Source organism: Microbacterium sp. G2-16M, assembly GCF_055809115.1.
The window spans coordinates 1,137,604-1,150,120 of the sequence record NZ_CM147897.1 but is presented as its reverse complement, the minus strand read 5'-3'; the positions used below and the strand labels follow the sequence as shown (position 1 = coordinate 1,150,120).

The window sequence follows — 12,517 nt, the reverse complement described above, 5'->3', positions numbered from 1 at the left end:
GTGCCTCGGCGGGATCAGACCGCGTACTCCGCCACGACGGGGGCGTGGTCGCTCCACCGGGTGTCCCAGGATGCGGCGCGCCCGATCCAGTAGCCGCGCACCCGCTCGGCCAGCGCGGGCGTGGCCAGGTGGTAGTCGATGCGCCACCCGGTGTCATTGTCGAACGCCTTGCCCCGGCTCGACCACCAGGTGTACGGGCCATCGACCTCGCCGTGGAACCGGCGGCCGACGTCGACCCAGCCCAGGCCCGTGCCGGTGGATCCGTCCACGCCGTCGACGGGGGCACCGGCCTCGCCGAGGAACCGGTCGAAGTACGCCCGCTCGCGCGGCAGGAAGCCCGCGTTCTTCACGTTCCCGCGCCAATTGCGGATGTCCAGCTCGCGGTGCCCGACGTTCAGGTCGCCCATGATCAGCGCCAGCGCGCCGTCGGCGGCCAGCTGCGGCATCCGCTGCTCCATCGCGTCCAGGAAGACCCACTTCGCGTCCTGCTTCGGGGTCCCGACCGCGCCGCTGTGCACATACGCGCTGACGACGGTCAGGGTGCTGCCGCCGAAGTCGAAGTCGGTCTCGAGCCATCGACCGGCCGAGTCGACGCTGTCGTCGCCCAGCTCGGTGCGCACCGCCTGTGGTGCCACGCGCGATACCACCGCCACGCCCGCTCGCCCCTTGGCGACCGCCTCATCGTTCACGATCTCCCAGCCGGGCAGCACCGCGTGCAGCTGCTCGGCCGTGGCGCGCACCTCCTGAAGGGCCATGATGTCGATGTCGGCGGATTCGAGCCAGTCGAGCATTCCGTTGCGCACGGCGGCGCGGATGCCGTTGACGTTGATGGAGGCGATGCGGAGGCTGTCGGGGACACGTTCGGGAGCAGGCACGCGTTCCACCATAACCGTGACGTGCGACAACGCTCAGCGAGCGGGCGGGGGTGCGGACGACTCGATCTCGGCGAGCTCGTCTTCCGCTTCGCGCACATCGCGGGCTGCGCGCCGGCGATGCCACCACGGCGCCGAATCCTGCGCGGAGCGAGCATCACGCAGCCGCACATGCGCGGCCAGCAGCTGCGCTTCATGCTCGGCCAGGGCGCGGTCGGCCTCGCTCGGCGTCGCGAGCGGGATGTCGCGATCCGTCGCGGAGACGGCGATCCACGACGCGGCGACGAGGATCACGATGCCGATCAGACGGAACCACAGCAGAAGGGCGATGATGACCGAGAACGTCGTCAGCAGGGGATTCGACGGTGTGTAGGCGAACAGGAGGCCGACCCCCAGCTGAAGGACGGCGATCGCCGCGCCGCCGAGCATCGCCCCGGGCCAGATCCGTCGCCAGGGAAGCGAGGTGCCGGTCAGGAAGCGGAAGAGTCCGGCCAGCGCCGCCCCGGTGATGATGAACCCGATGACTCCCGACAGCAGCTTGACTGCGACCTGAATCCACAGGGACCGCTCATCCAGTCCCACCAGCCGCAGCAGCGCGTCCAGTGCGCCACTGGCGATGCTGCCGACCACCGCGCCGACGATGAGCGCGAGACCGAACATGGCGCCGGCGACGAAGTCACGCGCCTTCAGGAACACGTAGCTGCGCGGGTCGAACGGCAGCCCGAAGATGTCGCGCACCGCGCGACGGGTGAACGTGACGAATCCGATCGCCGTCCAGATCGCGACGATCACGGCGACGGCGCCGGTGATCGCCAGAACACCGCTGGCGTTGCGGGTGACCTCCGTCACCGCGTCCGGCGCGATGAGCCCGCCGTCCTGCGGGGGACTGATCAGGTTCGGAATATAGCTGTTGACGAGGTGGATCATCCGGTCGACGGCCGCGGGGCTGCCCCCGACCCAGATCCCGACCGCCGCGAACGCCACGTACACGACCGCGAAGATCGCGAACAGGGACTGGTAGCTGATGCTCGCCGCCAGCAGGAATCCGTTGTTGCGCAGGAAATGCCGCCATACCCGGATGGGGAACCACGCCAGCGTGCGTCGGGTGATCTCCGATGCACGGGTCAGCGGATCGTCGAACCGCTCCCGCAGCGCTGCGGCGGCGGCATCCCACCGCTCGCGCAACGTCTCTTCGTCGGGCGTGCCGGGCTCCTGCAGCGCCCGCTTGCGTGCGTCTGCCGCCGTCGCCCGTGCCCGCGTCTGACTCACAGCTCACACATTAGCGAGCGCCCGGCGGAAACCGCCAAGCGCTCGCACAGAGGGGATGAAGATCAGCGCCCGCCGCGCAGGACGGCCTGCTTGACCTCGGCGATGGCACGGGTGACCTGGATGCCGCGGGGGCACGCCTCGGTGCAGTTGAAGGTCGTGCGGCACCGCCACACGCCCTCCTTGTCGTTGAGGATGTCCAGGCGCACGTCGGCGGCGTCGTCGCGCGAGTCGAAGATGAACCGGTGCGCGTTGACGATGGCCGCCGGGCCGAAGTACTGGCCGTCGGTCCAGAACACCGGGCAGGACGAGGTGCACGCCGCGCACAGGATGCACTTGGTGGTGTCGTCGAAGCGGGCGCGGTCCTCGGCGGACTGCAGCCGCTCGCGACCCGGCTGGGGTGCGGAGTGGGCGACCAGGAACGGCTGGACCGCCTTGTACGCGTCCAGGAACGGGTCCATGTCCACGATCAGGTCCTTCTCCAGCGGCAGGCCCTTGATCGCCTCGACGTAGATCGGCTGGGAGATGTCCAGGTCCTTGATCAGCGTCTTGCAGGCGAGCCGGTTGCGGCCGTTGATGCGCATCGCGTCCGAACCGCAGATGCCGTGCGCGCACGACCGGCGGAAGGTGAGCGACCCGTCCTGCTCCCACTTGATCTTGTGCAGGGCGTCCAGCACGCGCTCGGTCGGGTACATCTCCACGTCGTAGTCCACCCAGCGGGGTTCGGCATCCACCTCGGGATCGAACCGGCGGATGATGAACGTGACCAGGAAGGACTGGATCGGCGCCTCGCCGGCCGGTGCCGGCTGTTCCGACTCGACGACTGCGGCGGACATCAGTACTTCCTCTCCATCGGCTGGTAGCGCGTGATGACCACGGGTTTCCAGTCCAGCGTGATGTGGTCGGTGGCGTCCGACGAGTGCGGGTCACCGGTCAGGTACGCCATCGTGTGCTTCATGTAGGTGTCGTCGTCGCGCTTCGGGTAGTCGTCGCGCATGTGGCCGCCGCGGCTCTCCTTGCGGTTGCGGGCGGCGTAGACGACGACCTCGGCGATGTCCAGGAGGAAGCCCAGCTCGACGGCCTCGAGCAGATCGGTGTTGTACCGCTTGCCCTTGTCGTCGACGTGGATGTTCTTGTACCGCTCGCGCAGCTCCTCGATCGTGCCCAGCACCTCGGTCAGCGACTCCTCGGTGCGGAACACCTGGGCCTTCAGGTCCATGTCGTTCTGCAGCGTCTTGCGCAGCGCGGCGACCCGCTCGGTGCCCGAGTTGTCGCGCAGCGTCTCGATCAGCGTGCGCACCTCGGCGGCCGGGTCCTCCGGCAGCGGCACGAACTCGGCCGTCTTGACGTACTCGACCGCGTTGTTGCCCGCGCGCTTGCCGAACACGTTGATGTCCAGCAGCGAGTTGGTGCCCAGGCGATTCGATCCGTGCACCGACACGCACGCGCATTCGCCGGCCGCATACAGCCCGGGCACGACGTCGGTGTTGGTGCGCAGCACCTCGGCATCGTTGTTGGTCGGGATGCCGCCCATCGCGTAGTGCGCGGTGGGCATGACCGGCACCGGCTCGACCACGGGGTCCACGCCCAGGTAGGTGCGGGCGAACTCGGTGATGTCGGGCAGCTTGGTCTCGAGCACCTCGGCGCCCAGATGCGTGCAGTCCAGGTAGACGTAGTCCTTGTGCGGGCCCGCACCGCGGCCGTCCAGCACTTCCTGGACCATGCTGCGGGCGACGATGTCGCGGGGTGCGAGGTCCTTGATGGTGGGGGCGTAGCGCTCCATGAAGCGCTCACCCGACGCGTTGCGCAGGATCGCGCCTTCGCCGCGGGCGCCTTCGGTGAGCAGGATGCCGAGGCCGTACAGGCCGGTCGGGTGGAACTGGAAGAACTCCATGTCCTCCAGCGGCAGCTTCTTGCGCCAGATGATGCCGACGCCGTCGCCGGTGAGCGTGTGCGCGTTGGAGGTGGTCTTGAAGATCTTGCCGAACCCGCCGGTGGCGAAGATGATCGCCTTCGACTGGAACACGTGCAGCTCGCCGGTGGCCAGCTCGTACGCGACCACTCCCGCGATCTGGGTGCTGCCGTCGGCATCGTCCACGGTGATCAGATCGAGCACGTAGAACTCGTTGAAGAAGTTGATGCCCAGCCGCACGCAGTTCTGGTACAGCGTCTGCAGGATCATGTGGCCGGTGCGGTCGGCCGCGTAGCAGGCGCGGCGGACCGCCGCCTTGCCGTGGTCGCGGGTGTGCCCGCCGAACCGGCGCTGGTCGATCTTGCCCTCGGGCGTGCGGTTGAACGGCAGGCCCATGTTCTCCAGGTCGATGACCGCGTCGATGGCCTCCTTGGCCAGGATCTCGGCCGCGTCCTGGTCGACCAGGTAGTCACCGCCCTTGACGGTGTCGTAGGTGTGCCACTCCCAGTTGTCCTCCTCGACGTTGGACAGGGCCGCCGCCATGCCGCCCTGCGCCGCGCCGGTGTGCGACCGGGTGGGGTACAGCTTGGAGATGACCGCCACGTTGGCGTTGGGGCCGGCTTCGATCGCCGCTCGCATGCCGGCGCCGCCGGCGCCGACGATGACGATGTCGAACTGGTGGTAGTGCACGCCGTCCTTGACGACGTCGCCGGATGTGGAGGTACTCACGTGTGGGCTGCCTTCGTTTCTCTCGGGCCGTTCGTGCGGGTCAGGCGGGGCAGATGCCGGCCAGCGAGCTGGGCACCGGCGGGATGCAGGGGTCGAAGGTGAAGACCACGAGGGTCCCCAGCAGGATCAGCAGCCCCGCGACGATCCACAGCGCCCAGATGAGCACGCGGCGGGTGCCGTTGTGCGTGACGTAGTCGTTCACGATCGTGCGCATGCCGTTCGTGCCGTGGATCAGGCCGAGCCAGAGCATCAGCACGTCCCACCACTGCCAGAACGGCGTGGCGTACTTGCCCACGACGAAGGCGAAGTCGATCTGACGCACGCCCTCGCCCATGACGAGATTCACGAACAGGTGGCCGAAGATCAGCACCACCAGCAGCACGCCCGAGACGCGCATGTACGCCCAGCCCCACTTCTCGAGGTTGAGGCCCTTGCGGCGTGGCGCGAGCGGAGTGCGCGGATCGGCGATGGTGTCGCTGGTCATGTCAGTGCCCCCCGGTGATCTCGGCGACGATGACCATGAGCTGGCGCGGGACGAATCCGGCCATGGTGATGAACCACAGGCCCAGCACGCCCCACCACAGCTGGCGCTGGTACTTCGCGCCCTTGGCGGAGAAGTCGACGATGATGATCCGCAGTCCGTTGTACGCGTGGTAGGCGATGGCGGCGACCAGGATGATCTCGCCCACGCCCATGATCGGGTTCTTGTAGGTCCCGATCACGGCGTCGTATGCGTCCGGGGCGACCCGGATCAGCGCCGTGTCCAGCACGTGCACCAGCAGGAAGAAGAAGATCCCGATGCCGGTGATGCGATGCAGCACCCAAGACCACATGCCCTCGCGACCGCGGTACAGCGTTCCCCGCGGTGTTCGGGATGTCGTCTCGGCCACCGTCGGTGTGACGCGTGCTGGTGCAGACACGTCCGTCCTCCTTGGGTCGAACTCGAGGTGGGGCGGGTCGATGCCCCTTCGGGGCCGGAAGGCCTCGGCGTCACGCAGGCGCGCCCCCATCCTATTCCCCCGCTGTGGGTCGGGCGATTTAGGCGGGCCTAACCGGAGGTGCATCGCGGGCTGTGTCAGGGGACTGGCCCCGGATACTCTGGGGGCATGGCCGATCCCGTCTCCGACTTCTACGCGATCATCCCCGCCGGTGGCATCGGCAGTCGGCTGTGGCCGCTCTCCCGTGCCGACGCGCCGAAGTTCCTGCACGACCTGACCGGCTCCGGGCACACCCTGCTCCGCGACACCTGGGACCGGCTGGAGCCGCTGACCGGACCGGACCGGATCGCGGTGGTGACCGGTCGCGCCCACCGCGCCGCGGTGGAGAAGGAGCTGCCCGCGATCGCCGACCGCAACGTGCTCCTGGAATCCGAGCCGCGCGACTCGACGGCCGCGATCGGCCTGGCCGCGGCGGTGCTGTCCCGGCGTGAGCCGGACGTCATCGTCGGCTCGTTCGCCGCGGACCACGTGATCGCGGTGCCGCACCTGTTCGACTGGGCGGTGCGCCAGGCGATCCAGGTCGCCCGCGAGGGATACATCTGCACCATCGGCATCCCGCCCACCGAGGCCTCGATCGGATTCGGCTACATCAAGAAGGCCGATGAGCTCCTCGTCGACGGCGCCCCCGAGGCGGCTCTGGTGGAGCGGTTCGTGGAGAAGCCGGACCTCGAGACCGCGCAGCAGTACTTCGCGGATCGCTCTTACCTGTGGAACGCGGGCATGTTCATCTCCCGCGCCGACGTGCTGCTCGGCGAGATCGCCGAGAGCCGACCGCAGCTGTACGCCGGGCTGATGGATCTCGCCGAGGCGTGGGACGACCGGGATGCCCGGGGTCCGGTGGTCGACCGGGTGTGGCCGACGCTGGAGAAGATCGCGATCGACTACTCGGTGGCCGAGCCCGCCGCCGAGCGCGGCCGGCTCGCGGTGATCCCCGGGCACTTCGACTGGGACGACGTGGGAGATTTCGCCAGCCTCGCCAAGCTCAACTCGCACGGGCGCAAGAACGATCTGGCGATCCTCGGTCCGAACGCGCGGGTGCTCTCGGACGCGGCCAGCGGCATCGTGGTCAGCCAGACCACGCGGGTGATCTCGCTGATCGGCGTGAAGGACATCGTCGTCGTGGACACCCCGGATGCGCTGCTGGTGACCACCAGCGAGAACGCGCAGCGGGTCAAGGGCGTCGTGGACGCGCTCAAGCTCACCGGTCGCGGCGACGTGCTCTAGCTTCCGATCGTTGCGGGTTGATAACCATTCGCCCGCGCACGGGGGCGGAATGCGCAATTCGAGCGTCACAGTGGGTAACTTGTGAAGAATCGCCGTAACCCTGCGGCCCGTTCTGTGGAGGTCGAGTTGACCATCTCTTCTGCTCGCAAGCTCGTCGGCGTCACCGCCGCCGCCGGCCTGCTCCTCGCGCTCGCCGGCTGCGGCACGGCACCCGAGGCCAACACCCCGACCGAGGGCGGCCAGACCGCCGTCGCCGGCTTCAAGCCCTGCATCGTCTCGGACGACGGCGGCTGGAACGACCGCTCGTTCAACCAGTCGGCCAAGGAAGGCATCGACAAGGCCGCCAAGGAGCTCGGCGTCATGTCCGTCGACGTCGAGTCGGACTCGGCGAGCGACTTCGCCCCCAACCTCGAGAGCCTCGTCGGCCAGAACTGCACGCTGATCATCTCGGTCGGCTTCAAGCTGTCGGCTGACACGGTCAAGTCGGCCCTGGCCAACCCCGACATCAACTACGCCATCATCGACGACGGCGCGGACAACACGGGTGCCAAGGACAAGGACGGCAAGGACATCCCGGACGGCAAGCCCGACGCCCCGAACATCAAGCCGATCCTGTTCAACACGGTCGAAGCGGCCTACCTCGGCGGCTACGCGGCCGCCGCGGTCTCGCACCAGGACGGCGTCGACAAGGTCGGAACGTTCGGCGGCCTGCAGATCCCGTCGGTCTCGATCTTCATGGACGGCTTCATCGACGGCGTCAAGAAGTTCAACGACGACAACAGCGCCAAGGTCGCCACCTACGGCTGGGACGTCGACTCGCAGAAGGGCTCGTTCACGGGCGGCTTCGCGGCCAACGACACCGCCAAGCAGACCGCGAAGGGCATCCTCGACCAGGGCGTCGATGTGATCCTGCCGGTCGGCGGCCCGATCTACCAGAGCGCCGCAGCGGCGATCAAGGACAGCGGCAAGGACACCATGATGATGGGCGTCGACTCCGACCTGGCCGTCGCCGACCCGTCGGTGGCGGACATCACCCTGGTCTCGGTGATGAAGCAGATCAACCAGGCCGTGTACGACACCGTGCAGTCCGCGGCGACCGGCAAGTTCGACGTGGCGCCCTACATCGGCACCCTGGAGAACGGCGGCGTGGGCCTGTCCAGCTTCCACGACTTCGAGAGCAAGCTGCCCAGCGGCCTGACCGACAAGCTGGACGAGCTGAAGAAGCAGATCATCTCGGGTGACCTCAAGGTCACCTCGGTGAACTCGCCCAAGTAGTCGAATGGGCGCGGGCGGTCGGATCGGATGCCTGGCATCCGGCCCGGCCGCCCTCCTTCGTGGGGACCGGCAATGCGGATAGGGTGCACAGTATGAAGCTCGAGCTGCGAGGCGTGACGAAGCGCTTCGGAAGCCTGGTGGCCAACGATCACATCGATCTCGAGCTGCGCAGCGGAGAGATCCATGCGCTCCTCGGTGAGAACGGCGCCGGCAAATCGACGCTGATGAACGTGCTGTACGGGCTGTACCAGGCCGAAGAGGGCGAGATCCTCCTCGACGGCGTGCCGCAGCACTTCACCGGACCGCGCGACGCCATCGCCGCCGGGATCGGGATGGTGCACCAGCACTTCATGCTCATCCCGGTGTTCACGGTCGCCGAGAACCTGATGCTGGGCAACGAGGACACGAAGGGTCCCGGCATCCTCGACCTCGCCGCCGCCCGCCGCCGCGTGCGCGAGGTGTCCGACCGCTTCGGCTTCCACATCGACCCGGACGCGCTCGTGGAGAACCTTCCGGTGGGCGTGCAGCAGCGCGTCGAGATCGTCAAGGCGCTCGCCCGCGACGCGAAGATCCTCATCTTCGACGAGCCGACCGCGGTGCTGACCCCGCAGGAGACCGACGAGTTCATGCGGATCATGCGACAGCTGCGCGACGAGGGCACGGCCATCGTGTTCATCACGCACAAGCTGCGCGAGGTGCGCGAGGTCGCCGACCGCATCACCGTCATCCGGCTCGGCAAGGTCATCGGCGAGGCCAGTCCGACCGCCAGCAACACCGAGCTGGCCTCGATGATGGTCGGCCGGGCGGTCGAGCTGACCGTGCACAAGGATCCGCCGAAGATCGGCACCGGAGGACTTGAGGTGCGGGGCCTGCGCGTGCTCAGCGCCGACGGCACCGTGGTGGTCGACGGCGTCGACTTCGACGTGCGCCCGGGCGAGGTGCTGGCCATCGCCGGCGTCCAGGGCAACGGCCAGACCGAGCTGAGCGAGGCCATCGTCGGCCTCCAGGAGCGCGTCGAGGGCTCGATCGTGCTCGACGGCACCGAGCTGGTCGGTCAGAGCGTGCGCGAGGTGCTCGACGAGGGCGTCGGGTTCGTGCCCGAGGACCGGCAGGAGGACGGGCTGGTCGGCACATTCTCGGTGGCCGAGAACCTCATCCTCGACCGCAGCGGCGACCGTGCCTTCCAGTCCTTCGCCACGATCCGCCGCGGCGACCTGGACACGTTCGCCCGCGACAAGATCGCCGAGTTCGACATCCGCACCCAGGGGCCGGCGAGCCCGGCCGGATCGCTGTCCGGCGGAAACCAGCAGAAGGTCGTGATCGCCCGCGAGCTCAGCCGCGACCTCAAGCTGCTGCTGGCCACCCAGCCCACCCGCGGCGTCGACGTCGGCTCGATCGAATTCATCCACAAGCGCATCGTCGCGACGCGGGATGCCGGTGTCCCGGTGGTCGTCGTGTCCACCGAGCTCGACGAGGTCGCCGCCCTCGCCGACCGGATCGCGGTGATGTACCGCGGCGGCATCGTCGGGATCGTCCCGGCCGACACCCCGCGCGACGTGCTGGGCCTGATGATGGCCGGCGAGACCCCGACGGAGGACGCCGCATGAGCGACCGAGTCCCCGGCGCAGGACCCGAGAACGTCGGCCTGCCCCCCGAACAGCTGCCCACGGCATCCGGACCGCTCACCGGACAGTCCGCACCCGGTCCGCAGGAGGTCCCGCCCGCGCCGCGCTCGAACCAGCTGATCCGCGAGATCCTGCGCGGATCAGTGGTGACCACCATCCTCGCCATCGTGGCGGCGATGGTCGTCGGCGGGATCCTCATCGCCGTCACCGACGAGAACGTGCAGAAGGCGTTCGGCTACTTCTTCTCCCGCCCCGGCGACACGTTCGTCGCGATCTGGCAGTCGGTCTCGGGCGCGTACTACGCCCTGTTCCAGGGCGCCGTGGTCAACCCCGGGGCGAACTCGTTCATCAAGTTCATCCGGCCGCTGACGAACACGCTCGGCTTCGCCGCGCCGCTGATCGCGGCCGGCCTCGGCGTCGCGCTCGCCTTCCGTGCGGGCCTGTTCAACATCGGCGCGCGCGGCCAGATGCTCATCGCCTGCGCGGTCGCCGCGCTGGTGACGTTCAACCTCGACCTGCCGATGTGGATCCACCTGCCGCTGACGCTGGTGGCCGGCATCGTCGGCGGCGCCCTCTGGGGCGGCATCGCCGGCCTGCTGAAGGCGCGCACCGGCGCGCACGAGGTGATCCTCACGATCATGCTCAACTTCGTGGCGCTGTACCTGGTCAGCTGGCTGGTGCGCACCCCGGGCCTGCTGCGCAAGCCGGGGCAGAACCAGCCGATCTCGGCCGCCACGCCCGAATCGGCGCAGTTCCCGTCGCTGCTCGGACCGCAGTTCCCGCTGCTGAACTGGGGCTTCCCGGTGGTCATCCTGGCGACCCTGATCGTCTGGTGGCTCATCGAGCACTCCAGCCTCGGGTTCCGGCTGCGGGCCGTCGGCGAGAACCCGCACGCCGCCCGTGCGGCCGGCATCAGCGTGCCGCGGATGTACGTGTACGCCATGCTCCTGGCCGGTGGGCTGGCGGGTCTGGCCGGCATGAACCAGATCCTCGGGTCGGTCACCAGCGGCTTCGACGGCGGCATCGACGCCGGCATCGGCTTCGACGCCATCACCGTGGCGCTGCTCGGTCGCAGCCGTGCCTGGGGCACGTTCTGGGCCGGACTGCTGTTCGGCGCGCTGAAGGCGGGATCGTTCACCATGCAGGCGGCCGAGGGCATCCCGGTCGACATCGTGCTGGTCGTCGAGTCGATGATCGTGCTGTTCATCGCCGCCCCGCCGCTGGTGCGGGCCATCTTCTTCCTGCCGAAGGACGACTCCGAACTCCCGCCGCGAGCACGCGCCCGGCGCGCCCGCAAACGGGCGGCGGCCCAGACGAAGGCGGTGGCCTCATGACCGCGATGACCGCCGCGGTTCCGCCGCTCGAACTGGGCGTGGTGCGCATCCGGAATCTCAAGCTGCCGATCACCCTCACGCTCGTGACCGTGCTGCTGGGACTGCTGTTCCTGCTCTCGCCGGTCACCGGCCAGAGCCTGTTCCGGATCGGGGACGGCGTCTCGTTCTCGATCGCCGACATCTCGGTGCCGTCCGCCCTCACGGTGTGGATCAGCTGGGTCATCCTCGTCGTCCTGACCGCGTGGAGCTGGTGGGATGCCGTCGGCTACCGCCGCACCGGGCTCTGGCTGCCGATCGTGTATGCCGTGCTGGGCATGTTCGGGTTCCTGACCTGGGCGGCCCAGGACGGAGGAGTCGTCCCCGTCGCGGGCACGCTCGCCGGTGCGCTGTCGCTGTCGGTGCCGCTGGTCTACGGCGCGCTGGCGGGCGTGATCGGCGAACGTGGCGGCGTGGTGAACATCGCCATCGAGGGGCAGCTGCTGCTGGGCGCGTTCAGCGCCGTGCTGCTGTCGAGCATGACCGGCAACCCCTTCGTCGGACTGCTGGGCGCCATGTTCGGCGGCGTGTTCGTCGCGTTCATCCTCGCGGCGTTCGCGATCAAGTACCTCGTCGACCAGATCATCGTCGGCGTCGTGCTCAACGTCCTCGTCTCGGGACTGACCGGGTTCCTGTACGGCGCCCTGCTGGCCCCGAACCAGCAGACTCTGAACAGCGCCGCGACGTTCCCCAAGTGGAAGATCCCGCTGGTCGGCGACATCCCGGTCATCGGTCCGGTGTTCTTCAATCAGCCCTTCATCGTGTACCTGATGTACATCGTGGTCGCCGTCGTCGCCTGGGGGCTGTACCGCACCCGCTGGGGACTGCGCCTGCGCGCGGTCGGCGAACACCCGCAGGCGGCCGACACCGTCGGCATCAAGGTGAACCCCACCCGTTTCTGGAACGTGCTGCTGGCCGGCGCGATCGCCGGCATCGGCGGCGCGTACTTCACCTTGGTCTCGGTGCCGCACTTCACCAAGGACATGACCGCCGGCCTCGGCTTCATCGCGCTGGCCGCCGTGATCTTCGGCGGCTGGGATCCGATCAAGGCCACCCTGGCCGCGCTGCTGTTCGGGTTCGCCACGAACCTGCAGAACCTGCTGACCGTGCTGAAGACGCCGATCCCCAGCGAGTTCATGCTGATGCTGCCCTACATCGTGACGATCCTGGCGGTCGCGGGGTTCGCCGGCAAGATCACCGCCCCGGCCGCCGACGGCAAACCGTATGTCAAGGGATAGCCGCGGGC

The 12,517-nt window shown here is 68.6% G+C and carries 11 protein-coding genes; 5 read left to right on the top strand and 6 right to left on the bottom strand.

What is annotated here, in order from left to right; genetic code table 11:
* Positions 1–14: 14 nt before the first annotated feature.
* The 6 genes from AC0L6F_RS05580 to sdhC all read right to left on the bottom strand — a co-directional run bounded on the left by AC0L6F_RS05580 (position 15) and on the right by sdhC (position 5,699).
* Positions 15–887, bottom strand: coding sequence for an exodeoxyribonuclease III (locus AC0L6F_RS05580; protein ID WP_473539482.1), 873 nt, complete (start codon positions 885–887; stop codon positions 15–17).
* A gap of 21 nt (positions 888–908) precedes the next feature.
* Complete coding sequence (locus AC0L6F_RS05575) at positions 909–2,141, bottom strand: YihY/virulence factor BrkB family protein (protein WP_274637785.1); 1,233 nt, start codon at positions 2,139–2,141, stop codon at positions 909–911.
* A 62-nt stretch (positions 2,142–2,203) separates the two neighbouring features.
* A complete protein-coding gene (locus AC0L6F_RS05570) occupies positions 2,204–2,974 on the bottom strand; it encodes a succinate dehydrogenase iron-sulfur subunit (protein WP_259612395.1) in 771 nt (256 codons plus the stop codon).
* Complete coding sequence (gene sdhA / locus AC0L6F_RS05565) at positions 2,974–4,779, bottom strand: succinate dehydrogenase flavoprotein subunit (RefSeq protein ID WP_473539481.1); 1,806 nt, start codon at positions 4,777–4,779, stop codon at positions 2,974–2,976. The genes AC0L6F_RS05570 and sdhA overlap by 1 nt, the downstream gene beginning before the upstream one ends.
* A 40-nt stretch (positions 4,780–4,819) precedes the next feature.
* Positions 4,820–5,263 carry a succinate dehydrogenase hydrophobic membrane anchor subunit gene (locus AC0L6F_RS05560; RefSeq protein ID WP_259612393.1) on the bottom strand — a complete coding sequence of 148 codons (444 nt, stop codon included), beginning with the start codon at positions 5,261–5,263 and terminating at the stop codon, positions 4,820–4,822.
* 1 nt (position 5,264) lies between these two features.
* Positions 5,265–5,699 (bottom strand): succinate dehydrogenase, cytochrome b556 subunit, encoded by a 435-nt coding sequence (gene sdhC, locus AC0L6F_RS05555; RefSeq protein WP_259612392.1) that lies wholly within the window; start codon positions 5,697–5,699, stop codon positions 5,265–5,267.
* Positions 5,700–5,885: 186 nt separating this feature from the next.
* On the opposite strand from sdhC, the gene AC0L6F_RS05550 reads away from it, so the two are divergent.
* The 5 genes from AC0L6F_RS05550 to AC0L6F_RS05530 all read left to right on the top strand — a co-directional run bounded on the left by AC0L6F_RS05550 (position 5,886) and on the right by AC0L6F_RS05530 (position 12,509).
* Positions 5,886–7,001 (top strand): mannose-1-phosphate guanylyltransferase, encoded by a 1,116-nt coding sequence (locus AC0L6F_RS05550; protein WP_274637788.1) that lies wholly within the window; start codon positions 5,886–5,888, stop codon positions 6,999–7,001.
* Between the two features lie 126 nt (positions 7,002–7,127).
* Positions 7,128–8,276 carry a BMP family lipoprotein gene (locus tag AC0L6F_RS05545; RefSeq protein ID WP_473539480.1) on the top strand — a complete coding sequence of 383 codons (1,149 nt, stop codon included), beginning with the start codon at positions 7,128–7,130 and terminating at the stop codon, positions 8,274–8,276.
* Positions 8,277–8,368: 92 nt separating this feature from the next.
* On the top strand, positions 8,369–9,883 hold the full coding sequence (locus AC0L6F_RS05540; protein ID WP_473539479.1) for an ABC transporter ATP-binding protein: 1,515 nt from the start codon (positions 8,369–8,371) through the stop codon (positions 9,881–9,883).
* Entirely contained in the window at positions 9,880–11,235 is a 1,356-nt protein-coding gene (locus AC0L6F_RS05535; protein ID WP_473539477.1) for an ABC transporter permease, read from the top strand. Before AC0L6F_RS05540 ends, AC0L6F_RS05535 begins: the two co-directional genes overlap by 4 nt.
* Positions 11,232–12,509: an ABC transporter permease gene (locus AC0L6F_RS05530; RefSeq protein ID WP_473539476.1), complete on the top strand. Its 1,278-nt coding sequence runs from the start codon at positions 11,232–11,234 to the stop codon at positions 12,507–12,509. Before AC0L6F_RS05535 ends, AC0L6F_RS05530 begins: the two co-directional genes overlap by 4 nt.
* The last annotated feature ends 8 nt before the right edge of the window (positions 12,510–12,517 follow it).

Excerpts from the sequence above, each read along its gene's own strand:
- AC0L6F_RS05580 (WP_473539482.1), bottom strand. The coding sequence starts at position 887 with ATGGTGGAACGCGTGCCTGCTCCCGAACGTGTCCCCGACAGCCTCCGC.
- AC0L6F_RS05570 (WP_259612395.1), bottom strand. The coding sequence starts at position 2,974 with ATGTCCGCCGCAGTCGTCGAGTCGGAACAGCCGGCACCGGCCGGCGAG.
- AC0L6F_RS05560 (WP_259612393.1), bottom strand. The coding sequence starts at position 5,263 with ATGACCAGCGACACCATCGCCGATCCGCGCACTCCGCTCGCGCCACGC.
- AC0L6F_RS05550 (WP_274637788.1), top strand. The coding sequence starts at position 5,886 with ATGGCCGATCCCGTCTCCGACTTCTACGCGATCATCCCCGCCGGTGGC.
- AC0L6F_RS05540 (WP_473539479.1), top strand. The coding sequence starts at position 8,369 with ATGAAGCTCGAGCTGCGAGGCGTGACGAAGCGCTTCGGAAGCCTGGTG.
- AC0L6F_RS05535 (WP_473539477.1), top strand. The coding sequence starts at position 9,880 with ATGAGCGACCGAGTCCCCGGCGCAGGACCCGAGAACGTCGGCCTGCCC.
- AC0L6F_RS05530 (WP_473539476.1), top strand. The coding sequence starts at position 11,232 with ATGACCGCGATGACCGCCGCGGTTCCGCCGCTCGAACTGGGCGTGGTG.